The following is a 17,020-nucleotide window of genomic DNA, read 5'->3' on the forward strand; positions in this document are numbered from 1 at the left end:
TGCCTCTGCCCCGCATTTCAGACAGAGGTGTTATGATTTATTCAGTTGACCTTTGAATTTTCCTTTTTATTAGAAAAAGTAAACTCAACCAGATCAACAATCCTGTCTTCGGGATCAAGGCGGTTGAGTTTTACCATTTCAAAGCTGTCCACTTCAACAAAAATATTTCCTTTTTTATCAACCAGCTTCAGGTTGTAGGTATTGGTTTCTTCATCTGAGTCCATCTTTTGGGTGATACAAAAGTATTCTTGATTTTTCTCGACATCTCTGTAAAATTTCAAAGACTTGATTTTATAGGGCAAAACTGTCCTTGAGGTGGTAAAGAACTCAAGAAGGCCGCCGGTCTGGAACATGGCATCAACCAGGATGGGGGCTGCTACAAAATTGGGATCTTTCACCCCTTTAAAAAACTCTTTTTTGCTTTTATCCGCCACTGTTGTGACCAATGTTTTACCGTCAAAGGAGTTAATATCCGTGATGGTACCGAAAAGGCCGAACATGAACAGCCGCTTGGGGTCATATACCAGGGTTTCAAGATCACCTTCATGAGAAACCGGATTAAATTCCGGCAGTTTGATCTTTTTTGCCTTTAATGGTTTTCGGGCAAACCTGTATTTTCCTTCATAGTGAAGTTTTGGGTCCCCCATGACAAGGCCGTCGGGATTCTTGAACTGGGATGTTATCCTGCAGTTAAACAACCCGCCTTTTTTCCTGTCTCCTGAAACCAGAAGCTCCTTTGGCCGCCCCTTTAAGAGTTTGATGGCGTAGGGAATCTGAAAGTCAGTCAATTCAACAAGATGTGCTCTGTCTTCGGACAGGGATCTGGCCACTTCAGCCATGGTTTCGATCCCTGTGGAGCCAAGAAAAAGCGGCACATCTTCCATAGTATGGTCATGGAGGAAGATATCCCTTTCAACATCCAGCACCCTTGAATAAGTAGTGCCGATATCGGTTTTTTCCACCGGGGTATCCAGAAACGGAAATTGAACATCCCCGGGATCTCCCAGAAGACCATCCCAGTCGAAGGAATAATCAAGGCCGGAAAACACCATTTCAGACTCTGTCTTATCCAAAAGATCTGCCATAAAGAACTTGACGCCCTGTTCCATGGGAAGGAACTGGATACCTCTTTCCTCAAGCACCTTTTTCACAGTTGGATTGGTTGCCATACCAACACCGCCCCAGGCAGTCCAGGCATAGACTTTGTAAGTTCTTTCAGGATGAAGCTGTCTCTGACGAAACAACGTTTTCCCAAGGAAGTCATTGGCAGATGTATAATCCACCTGGCCTTCATTCCCAAAGCGGGCTGTGACAGATGAGAAAGTAAAAAAGTACTTATACTCCCTGTCTTTGAAGGCCTGCAAAAGGTTTCGCAACCCTTTGACTTTAACATCCACCACCAGTTCAAAGGACCAGAGCTCTTTTTTGGGGATGAACTGGCTCATCTCCATGCCGGCGGCATGGAAAATTCCATCGATCCTGTCATACTTGTCAACGGCCGCCTTTACAGCATCAAAATCCGTTACATCCACACAATTATACTCAACACTGACACCCAGAGACTGAAGGGTTTCAATATTTTCAAGTGACTGCCGAACCCGCATCAGGCGATCAAGGCCGCGTTTGATTTCAACGGGTTTTACCCCGGGCATATCGTCTCTCAGCATGGCCATAAGCTCTGCCTGGGTGGATATTTTATCCAGGTATTTTGAATCGGTACTGTAAATATCGTTGATATCCAGAATAATCAGGTTGACCTTATACTTTTCAACCACTTTCTTAATGATTTCGTAGGTAATGCCACCCGCTCCCCCTGTAACCAGAAGGGTGTCATTCTCAGATATGATGTGTTGCGTTTTATCTGCAATGGAAGGCGTCATGGTCAGGACATACCGTTTTTTGTTTTTATATCCCACCTCTACCCTTGTATCGTCGCAAAGAAGCTCATTTAAAAACATATCTGCAATCCTTCCCATGCTCTTTTTGGGCTGTTTATAAGAAAAGTCCACCACCTTGACCCTGGTGTCTGTCATCTCCTTATTCACGGTTTTCAAAAGGCCTGCAAGGCCTGCAAACATGGGATGGATATCTCCGCAGTCTTCCATATACGGGAATACAACCGAATCAAAGGCAATGGTTCCAATGACATTCTCTTTTTGATCAAGGGTTTCAAACAGAGCTTTAATCATAACAAAAAAGGATTTGATGGTTGTGTTGAGGGAGTCGTCTGAATCACCTTTCCCCTCTTTCTTATCAAAATAAGTGTCAAGGGGTGACAAATGGATGAACCCGTTCACTTCCGGATAGGTTTCTTTAAACTCTTCCACCCTCTTTTCTGTGGCTTTGACATCGGTCAGGTCAAACTTAAAATCCGCACCCTTGCCGCCAATGGTAATGACCTCACCCCCCTTTTTTTTTATTTTTTCAATAATTTTTTTGGCAAACCCGTGGCTGTCAAGGGAGACAATAATTTTTTTGCCTTTAAAATCCTTTTTGGAAAGTTCAGGAATCCGGGATTCTCTGACCCTTACAATCAACCGTTTGACGGGTGATACAGGATTAGGAAATTCATCCTCTTCATTTAAAGGAATGGTGATGTTACTTACCGATGGAACGTCATCGTTTTCCACAGCAGTCGCTTCTTCTGTTTGGGGCGCTTGTACAGCTCCGGCCCTGGACTGGATATACTCGGCCAGTTTGGCAATGGTATTCAAATCCCGGAGTTTTAAATCATCCGGCACTGAAAAGCCAAAATGAGAGGCGATCTTGGCAAAAATCTCAACCTGTTTCACTGTATCTATCCCAAGATCTGCTTCAAGATCCAGATCATCCTCCAGCATGTCTGACGCATATCCGGTCTGCTCGGCGATGACCTCCTTGACCGTGTCAATGGCATTGGAAAGGACTTGCGCTCCCGGTGCCGATTGTGTCTCTGATTGTATCTCAGGTTGAGCAGCAACAGGCGTCGGAATGGCCGTTTCTGTACCCGGTATATCAACTCTTGTGACAATATACCCGGCCAGTTTGGCAATGGTATTCAAATCCCGGAGTTTTAAATCATCCGGCACTGAAAAGCCAAAATGAGAGGCAATCTTGGCAAAAATCTCAACCTGTTTCACTGTATCTATCCCAAGATCTGCTTCAAGATCCAGATCATCCTCCAGCATGTCTGACGCATATCCGGTCTGCCCGGCAATAATTGACTTAACCGTTTCAAAGGCAGAAACTCCCGCGGATGCCCCTCCGGTTATCTCTTCAACCGATTTTGTTTCAACCTCTACTGCTGTTTCTTTCACTGCTGCAACGGGCGCAGGTATTGTCGGCATGGCAGGGACAGCCACTTTTACAGGTTTTTCAACTTTCCTTGTTTCCTTTGTCAGGGGCAGCAGGGCTTCTCCTCCGGCCACAGCACATAGGGTATTATCAATCATCTTGAGTTCAGGATTTTGGGATCCGGTGATTTGTTTTATCCAGTTCTGATATCGAACATTGCCTTCAACCGGATTTTCCTCTACCCGTTTGACAAACATGAAAGCAAAATGAGAGCCAAACCCGGCAGCCAGATGGAGACCATACTCAGAATCAATTTTCTCCTGACCAGAAAAATTGAGTTTCTTGAAATTTTCGGGTATTTTCTGAAGATTTGCAATGGGAGGGGCTTTTCTTTTCTGAAGGGCTTTAACCAGCACAACATCTTCTATGGCAGCCCCAAGGGTATGGCCTGTAAATCCTTTGGTGTTGGATATGCAGATGCTGTCCAGGTGATTGGAAAAGGTTGTTTCAAGAACAGTTACTTCCGCATCGGCGCTGCCTCCCCTTGCCGGAGTATAGGTCTCGTGGGACATGAAAAGAAGCTTATCTGCATAGTCTTTTTTCTTAATTCCATTTTGTTTTTCCACTTTATTGATGAATTTTTTCATCTCGTGGGACATGTGGGGCACATCAATATTATAGGTGTGAAAAGCTGAATTGGCGATATGAGTGCCAAGAATCTCGCACTGGCCGTTCATGCCTCTTTCCTTTGCACAGCTCTCGCTTTCAACAACAAGACCCACAGCACCGGAGCCCAGAATGGTTCCGTTACGGTCTTCATCAAAGGGTTTGGCTGCTTCCGAGACTCTCTTTTTGATAGTGGCGGCCCCAAGTGCCAGGAACCCTGATCCCACCCACTGGTTCTGACTCGGCGTGGTCACATTCTCACCACCAACCACCAGCACTCTTTTGCATCGGCCGACCCTGATCCAGTCTTCGGCAATACCAATGGCAAGGGTAGTGGATGCACAGGCGGAACTGACCAGTGTGTTCGGACCTTTGGCTTTGATAATCTGAGCCAGATGGGCAGATCCCAGAGGACAGGCGTTGGCCAAAAAATTCCTGTCAAACTTGTAGGGACCAAAATCTGACCGTTTTCTTGACTTTGCCTTGAAAAACCACTCTGTCAGCTGCTCTTTAATGGAAAGATCTTTTATTTTTTCCATGAGATAATAGTAAATTTTTTCAAACTCTTCATAGGGTTTGAGAAACATTTTCTCATAAAAATATTTTTCAAACTCTGACATCAGGGTTTCTCCATTGGGCCATAACGATGTAATAATCACCCCTGTCTCTTCCTGCATCTCTTCCGGCAGGGCAAACCCGTCAGGAATCATGGTCTTCCCGTCTTTCATCTTTTTATACTGCATGACAAGGGGTATGTTCGCATCTTTTAACGCTTCAATCCCTGCGGCAATACCAATGGCCATGCTGATATCGTATTGTTCTTTAATGCCGTATTCATCATTGAGGTCAAAATACCCTAACTGTCCCGCCAGATGGATCACATCTTCGGCTTTAGTGATCTGGACAAACCTTGCATTCCCATCCGGCTGTTTATAAAGCTTGGTGATATTCTTATCAATAATTTTCTCTTGGGCTTCACTCGTCAGGGAATCGATAAAATTTTCGCCATTGAGAATGGCATCAAAATTATCGGTTGCAAAAACACGCCTTGCTTTGCCCGGAAGCCCCACAGAAACACCTGAAATCAATATTTTGTTGGTATTAAAATCATATCTTTCAATGGCATCAATGGCCGATTGGCGTTTCTGGTGCTGATATTCCTTGTAAAGGATCTGATCAACCAGTTTCTGGTTATTTTGTTTAAAGGATTCAAAATCTTCAGACATCTCTGTTTTTGATAACTCCTCTTTCATTTCGGGAATAATTCCGGGTTCACTTACTCGAACAGATTTTGCCTCAAAAATACTATTGCAGTCCTGTAAATATTTTCTGCATTCCTCAAAGGATTTCACCTCTCCGATTTTAGCATCCACGGATACGGCCGTGCCATACTCTCCGATATTAATATTTTTCAAAAGATTCACCAGCAACCTTGACGGACCGATCTCTATAAAATGGGTTCTGCCGGATACATATACATTCTCAATAGATGTAATAAATTCAACGGGTGAGATAATCTGTCTTGCCAGCAGATCTTTTACATCTTCGTGTCTTTCCGGATATGGTCTTGCCGTGGTATTGGAAATAATTTTTCCAAACCGGGTGTCATTAAAGGTTATGGTATCCAGATACGCTCTTAATTTTTGTGAAGCATCTTTTAACAAAGGTGTATGAAACGCCCCGGTAAGATTCAGCTTTTTATAAAAAATTTCCTGCTGGGTCAAAAAGGTGCAGAATTTTTCAATATCCTCAGCCTTTCCTGAGACAGCCGTCTGTTTTTCGCTGTTTTTATTAGTAATATAAATATTGGATACAAAGGCTTTTCTGATCAGATGCTCTGTCTCTTTTTCATTTTTGAATACCACCATGATTTTACCCGGAACCTTTAATGTGGCTTCATGCATAAGATCCGAACGTTTGATGATCAAACGCATGGCATCGTCAAAAGAAAGCATACCGCTGCAAAAAAGGGCTGTGTATTCTCCCACACTGTGGCCGATGAAGTAATCGGGTGAAAATCCTTCCCGGGACAGTCGGCTGTAAATGGCGGCAGACGAAAGAAAGACTGCCGGTTGGGTATTCTGTGTTGAGTTAATGACATCATCTGTACCGAACATCATCTCCAGCAATGAATAGCCACGCTGTTCAACAAAAATCTTTTCGCCCTTTTCCATTACCTCCCTGATATGGGCATCTTTTGCAAAGAGTTCCTTCATCATTCGGCTTCTCTGGGCGCCCTGGCCGGAAAGAAGTGCGACCATTCTCAATTTTTTACCCCTGTTATCAGCAGAGTAAGCATGATCTATTAATACAATATCATCCCCTGCAGCCGCTTTGAATTCAGCTTCCACAATCTCTTCTTTCCTTTCAAGCCGGGCCGGCAATGTGCTCATAACCATATGGCAATGATTACCGCCAATACCGTTAACATTGGCTGCAAATCTAAAGGGCTGCCCCTGGGGCTTTACCACCATCTGCTGCGCCGGCTTTAAAATTTTACAATCATTTAAAATGGAATGGTCAGGATTATAATTAAAGTCCGGCAGAATTTTACCCTTGCGGTTCATGAGCATCAGCTTTGCCATGGCAACAGCCGGGTTGGCAGCTTTAAAATACCCGAACTGGGATTTGATATTTCCACAATGCATTTCATGGTCAAAACAATGTTCGATCACCTGTTTTTCAACGATATCTCCAAAAATATTGGAAAATGCAAACAGATCCAGATGATGGATATCCTGCTTTCTGATCCCGGATTTATAATATGTTTCATTTATGGTGGATACAAAAGTCTGTTCAGAAGGCGCAAGCAGATGATCCGGTACGCTTGAGCGGACAGCGCATTCGTTGATCTCACCCAGAATCTCCAAATTATATTCTCTGGCCTTTTTATAGGTGGTCATCAGATGGATGGCAGCCCCCTCTCCCATGACATACCCGTCAGCCCTTGAATCATAAAAGTTGCAGTCCCCTTCCGACAACAGGCCGAGGCGTTTGAATGCCATGAGGACGGCCGGGTACAGGTTGCAGTCGACCCCGCCTGCCAGCACGAAATCAAGATCTTTGTGTTTTAAATTCCTGGCCGCATTTCTTATGGCAATGGAGGAAGATGCACAGGATGCATCGATCACGTAATTGGCACCATTCAACCCGAAATAATTGGTGATCCTGCCAGAGATAATATTGGACAAAAGTCCGGGGGTGGTATCTTCATTGTTCTCTGGAATCGTATTCCGGATGGATTCCACAACCCGTTCCGAAAGCCTGTTGAGCTTTGCAGAATCAATCCTGGGACAATTTTTAATGATATTGCCGATAAATTGTTTTCTAACCCTGATAATATTTTTGCTCTGCCGTTCTCCTGAAATGGTACCAAGGATCACGCCAACCTTGTTGCCAGCAGACAGCTGGTCCAGCAGACCCGAACTTTCAAGTGCCTCACTGGCTGCCTCCAGTCCGAAGATCTGTCCTCTTTCAATGGATTTTACCATCATGGGGGGCATTCTATATTTCAAATTGTTGAACTTATGTTCTTTGACCATACCCGCCTTTACTTTGGGAAGCCTGTAAGTGGAATTTTTATCAAGATTCGCATAGGCATCATTGTCAAAGTGAACAGCCGGGATATGGGATAATTGTTTTTGTCCTGATTCAAGTTTCTCCCAGAACTCCTCTGTATTTTTTGCACCCGGAAGAAAAACCCCGAGCCCTGCAACCACAATCCTGTCATCATTAAAATCATAGGAAGGGTCAATAAAAATATCCCGCGGGACAGCCTGATAGTTCTCGGTCATCTGCTCAACCACAATGTGATAATTAATACCGCCGAACCCGTAAGAAGAAACAGCCGCCTTCCTGGATGTGTTACCTTCAGATTTCCATTCTTTTGACTCTTTTATAATAAACAGGGAAGATCCGTTTAAATCATGATTTTTTGAAAGGGTTTCAAACCGGCCATTGGGTGGCAGGATTCCTTTGTTAACAGTCAGTAATGCCTTTAAAATCCCTACTGATCCGGCACATCCCAAAAGGTGGCCGATCTGGGATTTTATGGAACTGATACCGGCATTGGCATTCTTATATATGGAATTCAAGGTCTCAAGCTCTGCCTGATCACCGATGGTGGTGGAGGTTCCGTGGGCTTCGATAAATCCGATATCTTCCGGGCTGATACCGGGCTTAATATTTTCAAAACACCGCTGAACGCTTAATACCTGCCCCTTCGGATTTGGTGCGGCAATGGCCTTTCCCTTGCCGTCAGAACTTGAACCAATGGAATTGATGACACCCAGAATACGATCCTTGTCCCTGATCGCATCTTTCATTCTTTTTAATACAAAAACGACTGATCCCTCACCCAGGATGAACCCGTCAGCCCGCTCATCAAACGGATATGATCCTGTAGCAGACAAGGTTCCCATTTTTGCGAAACCGATAAAGGCTTCAGGTGTCAGATTAGTATTTACCCCACCCACAATGACCTGGTCGTGTTCACCGGACAAAAGTTCGCCCGCTGCAGCATCAAGTGCAGTAATAGAGGATGCGCAGGCAGCATCCACAACATAATTGGCACCCCGGACACCTAAGTGACGGGCAATCCTTGAAGCTTCGATGTTCAAAAGCATACCATGGACAGGATCGTATCCTTTGTTTTCCCCTTCTATGCCTTCCATTAAGGCTTGTTTGACGCCCTCTTTTTCGTCATGGCTTAACGTCTGATACTCATCTGTTTTCTCCATCATGGATACCAGTTGTGGATACCAGTACTTAAGCTGAAGGTCATTTCCCAGCTCATTGGAAAGGCAGGTGGCAATAATAACAGCTGTTCTTGCAGGATCATTACAGATCAGACGGTTGTCATCTCCCAGAAATCCTGCATTTTCGACGGCTTTGTATGCGGTCTGCAACACCATTTTCTGACTGCGGGAAAGTCTTTTTTCTTTGCCTTCAGCATACCCGAACCGTTCCCACTCAAACTCAAAATGGTCTACATGTCCTGCAAGGGCGGTGTAGGTTTTATCTTCCGCACTTTTGTCAGGGTCATAATAGAGATCGGAGTCAAATCTTGACGGTGGCATCTGGCTGATGGAATATTTTTTGTTTAAAATATTCTCCCACAAGCTGTCCGGATCATCGGCATCCGGCAGCGTACAACCGATACCCACCACGGCAATCTCATCATTAATTTTATTTTTCGGGCTTGAAAATATTTCAAGAAAATTAATATTTGTGTAAAGGGTTGATTTGGCTTCAAAATATTTATCGTGGATCTCTTTTATGGTGACGGACCGATCAAAAAAGGCCAGGCTGTCCCCCACAAGAAAATTGCCTTTTTCTTTGTGCTCTTTATCATCAAACCAGATGTAATTCTCAGGCCCGGGATTTTTAAAATCCGGTATAAACCCTTTTGCACCGATGAGCAGTGAACCAATATTTTTCTTTTCAAAGGACCGTTTTATCGTATCAAGACTTTCCTTGTTTTTAATCATCTCAACTTCAGCTTTAATCATTCTTCTGGCAAACTCGGTGGGTGCGGTCCTGGATGCCAGTCCTAAGTTTTTACCGATCACCATGGTCTCATTTTCCCGGATAATGATTTCCTGGTACTGAGGTTTAATACTTTTGGTTGCTACAATTTCATCGGCAAAAAGGTAAGCCGTTCCCACCTGGATACCGATTTTTGCCCCTCTGGCCGCAAGAAATGAGGTAAGCCCTGAAATAAAAAATGACGCAAAGCAGGTGGAAATGCCACCGGCAAATACCAAGTATACATCCGTGAGATCATAATTTTTATTAAGCAGTGTGGCAATAGCATCCTCCCACAGCACCAAGCTGGAAAGCGTGCCCACATGGCCGCCGGCTTCCCCGCCTTCAAAAATAAATCGTTTGCATCCATTTTTCAGGGCATTTTCCATCATGGATACGGATGGCGTATGAAGATAGGTTTTGGTTCCTGCCTTTTCAAGTTCTACCACCTGAGAAGGAATACCGCCTGCAAAAAGCGCATAGGGAATCTTATATTTTTTAACCATGTCCAAATGTTTTTTTACCGCGGGATTAAAGGCTTCCATGCCCACAAGCCCTGCACCGAAAACATCCACTTTTTTGGCACCATCCTTGAGCATAACGTCTGCCAGGTCTTCAGGAAGACTTCCCACTGCAAAAAACGGCAACGCTCCCTGTTCAAGGACCTTATTTGCAAAATCAGAGTTATCGGAAATATTTGCCATGGGTCCCTGGATCAACGGAAATCTTGTTCCCTGGTCCTTGGCAAACGGGGACCCCGGCTTTATTGGATCATTATCATCAATGAAATTTAAATTCTCGCCAATGGTTTTGAAAAAACTGGAAATAATGTCATGAAGACTTGTTGACTCTTTTACAAAATCCTTTGCAAATACGCCGTCCTGGCCCAGGTAGAAAAGAGACTGGATAAACTGAGTATCCTCTTTGTCAAAGGCTGCCATATTATCCACGATGGACGCATAAATCTTTTGTCTGCCATTGGGATCATCGCTAAATTCAATTGCCTGCTGTTTCAGGTCTTTAACAACTTTAGTCCCCAATTTTGCAAACACCCGGTAAATATCCTGCCCATTATATATGATCTCAGTGGAATCACTCTCATCCACCATAGCCAAAAGCGTTTTAAAATTATCCGATACCGGGGCTTCGTCTGTCATGAGAAACTGACTGTCCATGACCAGACCGGATACCCCAGCTGCAAACAGTCCGGTAGCGGTATATTTTCCAACACCGCCATGGATGAATATCGGCAATTCACTGTTTTTCAAATACCATTGCATCAAAACAAAAGAAGAATATTTTGAAACCTTGCCTCCTGCTTCATTCCCTTTCAGGATCAAGGCATGGGGTGAAACCGCTTTTATCTTGTCGTTTATATTAATATCTTTGATTTCCAGGACTATTTTTGTGTCTGCAAAATTTGTGAAATCTGCGGGCGTATCCTCCTTTGAAAGAGGGGAAATTAAAAGATCAAGATTGATCATCTGCTGGTGCTTTATTTTTTGAATCAGGTCATTATCATGGGTTGAAAGTCTTATACCAAAGCTGAATTTTTCTTTGGAAATCAACAAGGCGTTTTGAAGTATGTCGTCATGGGTTAAACATTCCGTATCAAATACCGGAAGAGCGCCAGCGTTGAAAATCTCTTTAAAATACTTTACATCAAATACCTTTGCCGGATTATAAACCATTAAAGGCAGTCTTGAATTCAGTATTCTTCTAATCATAAGTGTTTCTCCATAATTTATTTTTGATTTCATTTTCACAGTGCAACCATGAAAATTTACGTTAACCTCATTACATATTTCAAGTATTGTGCCAAACCCCCTGAAAAATATAACCAACCGAAATGATAGTATTTTTTATTTTAATTTTCTTTTGTGGTTATCAAACAACAGATTTTCTCTTGCATTTTATGTATACGGCGTGTACAAAATTGCACATTATCGGCAATATCATCTGAGGGAGATTTGAATTGAAAAAAGCAACGCTTAATTCCGAAGAACGCCACTTTTTCAGAACGGTTTATAATGCTGCTTTTGCAAACCCGTTCAGCGATTTAAGAGAAACGCTTGATCTTAAAATTGCAGGCCTTTTCCCTTCAGCTTCCAGGCGGGAAAGCATTGATCAATGTACCAAAGAAGTGGATCGCCGGATAAAAGAACTCGACAGCCAGGGCCGTGCCAATATCAACGCGTTTCACGACCAGGACAAAGAAACCATTACGATTGTATTCCTGTTTGATATCTTTTACAAATTCAGGGATGATTTTGACCAGTTGATAAAGGATCAAATCAAGGCCGAAGACACACCAATCAAGGTTCCCTTTGCTGAAAAAGCCATGCATATGCTCCATACAAAGGGATTTGCCGCTAAGAGCATCCCCCATTATTTTGCCCTTTCCTATCAACTCCGACGGGCCTTTTATTTTATTTCCACCTCCCTTGTGGGCAGCAGCCCGTGCATGAAAAAGCTGAAAAAGCATTTATGGTACAATGTTTTCACTTATAATTTTGATCTGTACAATAAATTTCTATGGAACAAAATGGAGGATTTTTCCACCCTGCTTCTGGGGGAAACCGGCACAGGAAAAGGGACAGCCGCCAAAGCCATCGGTGGAAGCGGATATATTCCCTTTGATGAAAAAAAACAATGTTTTACCCAGAGCTTCACCCGGGCCTTTTCTTCCCTGAATCTTTCCCAGTATCCTGAGACCCTGCTCGAATCCGAACTGTTCGGCCATACAAAAGGTGCCTTTACAGGGGCAGTGGATGATTACCAGGGTGTGTTTGACCGGTGCAGCCCCCATGGCTCCATTCTTCTCGATGAAATCGGTGAAATCCCCAACCATGTACAGATCAAACTGTTAAGAGTTCTCCAGGAGAGAAGCTTTTCTCCTGTCGGGACCCATGAAAAATCAAGATTTAACGGAAGGGTCATTGCCGCCACCAACCGGCCCAAAAAAGATGTTCTCAGCGGCAAGGTCTTCAGAGACGATTTTTATTACAGGCTGTGTTCTGATATCATTGAAGTACCGCCCCTTAGAACACGGATCGATGAAAACCTATCTGAAATTGATGATCTCCTTGACTTCACCATAAAAAAAATGGCCGGTACCCATTCTGAAAAATTAATCCTGAAAGTGAAAAGAATTATTGACCGCCGGCTTGGAAAGAATTATCAATGGCCAGGGAATGTCCGAGAGCTTGAACAGTGTGTCAGAAGTGTTTTGTTAAGACGGGACTATAAAGGCAAACAAAAAGAGGAGGAGGAAACCATCTCCCTGCAACAAAAACTTTTACAAGGGATTTCAGACCGGGATATCTCTATGTCATCCCTGGTATCAGGATACTGCAAGCTCTTATACGATGATGCCGGCACCTATGAGAAGGTCGCAAACCTGACAGGACTGGATAGAAGAACGATAAAAAAACATATCATGAAGTTTAAAAAACCCTGACCATTTTTATGTTATATTTTCTACCATACTCAATCAAAGGCGTTTTATCGATATTATTATATACGGTGAATACCATCCTGCTGACCCTTCCATTACTCCTGGTCTCTCTTTTCAAGCTTCTTATCCCGGTTCACGGTGTTGTTGTCATTCTTGATAAAATCCTGATATCCATTGCCAGTCTCTGGATCGGCATTAATTCATTCAACTCAAAGCTGTTTTGCAAAATAGACTGGGATATCAGAGGGCTTGAAAAATTAGAAAAAAAAGAATGGTACCTGGTTATTTCCAATCACCAGTCCTGGGTGGATATTTTAGCGTTGCAGACAACCTTAAACCAAAAAATTCCCCTGCTGAAATTTTTTTTAAAAAAAGAATTAATCTGGGTTCCGTTCTTAGGCCTTGCCTGGTGGGCATTGGATTTTCCTTTTATGAAACGATATTCAAAAAAACAATTAAAAGAGAAACCCCATCTAAAAAATAAAGATCTTGCCAGCACAAAAAAAGCATGTGAAAAATTTAAACATACGCCGGTCTCCATCATGAATTTTGTCGAGGGGACAAGGTTCACACAGCATAAAAATAAGTCCCAAAACAATCATTTCAATCATCTTCTGATCCCGAAAGCCGGCGGAATCGCTTTTGTCCTGGGGTCCATGGGTGACTATCTGAATAAAATCATTGATGTCACTATTGTGTATCCGGATAAAATCCCCACATTCTGGCAATATATTTCAGGCCGGGTCGATAAAATCATTATCGACTTTGATGTTATCCCCTTGACGGATTCTCTGACCGGAGATTATTTTAATGACCCCGAGTATAAAAACCGTTTTTTTGTTTGGCTGAACGCGTTATGGCAAAAGAAAGATGAAAAAATTAAAACATTGAAAGTAAAAATATAGCTTCATCATAAAATCGGGCATCAGGGCCCCATGCACCGCCTGGACTGTTTATGGTTCTTGAAAAACCGGATATTGCTTTACATGATCTCTCTTGTGTGCCAGACTATTTTTTTAAACGCTGCCTGAAAATTTAAAAACTGTTTTAGATACTTTGATCTTATATTATAAAGAAGATATATAAGGTTAATATACAGATTTTTTTCTGCTTAATATGATACGTTCTGCCAATGTATAACACAAAAAAGAAAAGAACAAAAAAAGTAGAAATCTTATAAGTTTGATGATAGGTTTTCCTAAAATAATTTATAAAGAGGTACTTTAGATGTCTTTACTCGAGAAAGAAATAACCTCGCTCCAAGATCTTTTGCAAGTATTACAGGATGATAATACAGGATACAATGGTTCAATCTGGTATCGCGGACAAGCAGAAGCTATCTGGTCATTACTTCCCAGTTACTTCAGGTTAAGCAATGCACCATCTGAATCAACATTATTGAAACGATTCAAACAAAACGCTACTATGCTCGTTGATGCTGTACCAAAAGGTTCTTTCGATTGGCTTTTTCTAATGCAGCACTATGGTATTCCAACAAGGCTTTTGGATTGGAGCGAAAATCCACTTATTGCGTTATACTTTGCAATTGAGAAAGCGAACACACACTCAGGAATTCCTGCTGCATTATGGAGCTTGAAGCCATCGGAACTCAATAAGAATGCTGGGATAAGGGATCCTGATGAAGAGTTTTACATTCCTTCATTTGAGGAGGAAATTTTAAAATTACACTCGATAGAAAGCTTAGCTTCCAACCCCAGGACCCGACTCAAACCTGTTGCGACAATTGCAGCAAGGAATAATCCACGCATCCAGGCTCAATTAGGTGTATTCACCATTCATCATTTAGAGCAAATTTCTATTGAAGAAATTGGAGATTCATCACATGTTATTAAATATGTAATTCCTGACGATTCATCTAAAGAGCTTATAGCTAACCAATTATCAATATTAGGCTTTACAAAATTTCAACTATTTCCGGAGCTTGCAAGTATAGGTGATATTATTAGAGGAGAACTATTATGAGTTATATAAGTACAAATGTGCTCAAAAACAGTACCATTATGTTTCTTTACTCCGAAAAAAAAGTAATACGGTTAGATCCTTCTTATCAGAGGATGGGAGGTGTCTGGACTAAGGAAAAAAAACAGCTCTTAATAGATTCTATTCTAAATGATTACGATATTCCAAAAATATATTTTCACTTGTATGATCGAGAAAAACGAACAGAAACTGGAATTGAATATGCTGTCATTGATGGCCGGCAAAGGTTAGAAACTATCTGGAAATTCATAGATGGAGACTTTACACTTGCAGATGATTTTGAATATCAAAGAGACCCGACTATTAAACTGGCTAGTCTGAGCTATGATGATATTGCAAAGAATTATCCAAGAATTAAAATCAAATTTGATTCTTTCTTTTTACCTGTCATTGGAGTTGATACTGATGATGATGATCTTATTGAAGATATGTTTTCAAGATTAAATGAAGCAGTCCCTTTAAATGCTGCCGAAAAAAGGAATGCTATCGGGGGAGAACTTGTTCAATGCATCAGAACCATAGCTGATCATAGTTTTTTTGATGAAAAAGTTTCTTTTACGAATAAAAGATATCAGCACAGAGAGGTAGCAGCTCGGCTTTTATTGCTTGAGCATTCAATTGCCCAAAAAAGAATAATTGATACAAAAAAAGTATATTTAGATGCTCTTGCCCGAAACTATAAAGTTGATAAAGAATGCATCAGCGGTTTCTTGGAAAAAATAGTTACACGAGTTCTTGATTTAATGTGTGAGACCTTTGGGCATAGAGATGTTTTGCTCAGAGCTCAGGGCAACATAACCATCTATTACCTCCTGTTTAAATTATCAAACATTCATAAAGAGACGGAAAAAATAACAAGGCGGAAACTAATTGATTTCCAAAGTCTATTGAAAAAAAACAGAATTCGGGCAGAAAGTGATTATGAATCATCTCAATTTGAATTACTTGAGTACGACCGTTTAACCCAGCAAGGAACAAATGATTCTTCTAATATACGTGAACGGTTATCTGTTCTTGCCAACCACCTTGGACTAAGTCAGGTATCTTTTTTTCCAGAAAAACAAGAAAGCTTTAAACCAATAGAATAGTTTTGTGTGAACCGATGATTTTCAAATTAATTTGCAAATATCCTATTTATTTTTAGATACAAACGCAATTTAACCCGAAGGTTTAGGCAGAACATGGAAAATATATTACACAAGTAAATGGTAGGAAACTACACCCAATACAATTCGACGAGTTATATGCAAAAGTGAATTATCAGGTTAGTTTAATGGACTATTCTCCATACTATAGTACAGCTACGCATATAGAGAGAGATTGGCCTGCGGAAACTACTCTCCATGGTGGTGGTTATATCAATGAATGGAATCAAAAAGAATTTGCTTATGAGCTTCTATATCGCATTGGTTACTGGAAGACAGGTTTTGAAACAATAGAAGATATTTTTGTGCCACCTGACCTTGTTTATAGTTGGATGGTGGATGACAAAGGAGAGATTCTACTCTTAAAAGAAAGCGAATTAAAAATAAAACAAAAAGTTGACCAGCCATTCCACCGGACTCGCTGAAGCTCGCCGGTGAATTAAACGTCAGCATTTTAATATGCCTTGTAGTCGCATCAACCAGTAGATTAATGTATCAATTATGAAAAGGCCAACAATCTAAATGGAAGAACATGAGAAATATATTCAAGCGCTTATCAAGCTACATCTCGGTTTAGAGAGACAAGGCCCAGGTGACACAAACTATTCGAATCATATTCTTTCGCTGATTAAAGAGTTACCAGCAAATCCACGCATAGCCGATATCGGTTGCGGTGCTGGTGCGGGAACACTATTACTGGCGGACAGATTTAAAACAAAAATACGGGCAGTAGATTTCTCGCGAGAATTTCTTAATGAGCTGACAAATCGAGCAAAACAGCGAGGACTTGAACATTTAGTAGAAGCGATCGAATGCGACATGGGGAGTCTTGGTTGGAAACCAGAAACCATTGATCTGCTTTGGTCCGAGGGAGCCGCTTATAACTTGACATTTAAAGGTGCATTGAAAGCCTGGAGACCATTGATGGCAGCTAATGGAATTGCTGTCATTT

The 17,020-nt window shown here is 41.9% G+C and carries 7 protein-coding genes; 6 read left to right on the forward strand and 1 reads right to left on the reverse strand.

Annotated elements, in window-relative coordinates:
• Window positions 1–41: 41 nt before the first annotated feature.
• Entirely contained in the window at window positions 42–11,192 is an 11,151-nt protein-coding gene (locus HGJ91_RS00415) for a type I polyketide synthase (protein ID WP_291345698.1), read from the reverse strand.
• Between the two features lie 248 nt (window positions 11,193–11,440).
• Here HGJ91_RS00415 and HGJ91_RS00420 point away from each other — a divergent pair, with 248 nt between their 5' ends.
• From HGJ91_RS00420 to HGJ91_RS00445, 6 genes are all read left to right on the forward strand, one after another.
• Window positions 11,441–12,925 carry a sigma 54-interacting transcriptional regulator gene (locus HGJ91_RS00420; protein WP_291345699.1) on the forward strand — a complete coding sequence of 495 codons (1,485 nt, stop codon included), beginning with the start codon at window positions 11,441–11,443 and terminating at the stop codon, window positions 12,923–12,925.
• 8 nt (window positions 12,926–12,933) lie between these two features.
• Complete coding sequence (locus HGJ91_RS00425; RefSeq protein WP_291345700.1) at window positions 12,934–13,827, forward strand: acyltransferase; 894 nt, start codon at window positions 12,934–12,936, stop codon at window positions 13,825–13,827.
• 322 nt (window positions 13,828–14,149) lie between these two features.
• Window positions 14,150–14,905: an FRG domain-containing protein gene (locus HGJ91_RS00430; RefSeq protein WP_291345701.1), complete on the forward strand. Its 756-nt coding sequence runs from the start codon at window positions 14,150–14,152 to the stop codon at window positions 14,903–14,905.
• Window positions 14,902–16,011 carry a DUF262 domain-containing protein gene (locus HGJ91_RS00435; RefSeq protein WP_291345702.1) on the forward strand — a complete coding sequence of 370 codons (1,110 nt, stop codon included), beginning with the start codon at window positions 14,902–14,904 and terminating at the stop codon, window positions 16,009–16,011. Before HGJ91_RS00430 ends, HGJ91_RS00435 begins: the two co-directional genes overlap by 4 nt.
• 185 nt (window positions 16,012–16,196) lie before the next feature.
• Complete coding sequence (locus tag HGJ91_RS00440; RefSeq protein ID WP_291345703.1) at window positions 16,197–16,493, forward strand: hypothetical protein; 297 nt, start codon at window positions 16,197–16,199, stop codon at window positions 16,491–16,493.
• A 97-nt stretch (window positions 16,494–16,590) separates the two neighbouring features.
• Window positions 16,591–17,020, forward strand: a 430-nt coding sequence (locus tag HGJ91_RS00445) for a cyclopropane-fatty-acyl-phospholipid synthase family protein (RefSeq protein ID WP_291345704.1), incomplete at its 3' end; no start/stop codon positions are given.

It is taken from the genome of Desulfobacula sp., assembly GCF_014237455.1.
GTDB lineage: Bacteria > Desulfobacterota > Desulfobacteria > Desulfobacterales > Desulfobacteraceae > Desulfobacula.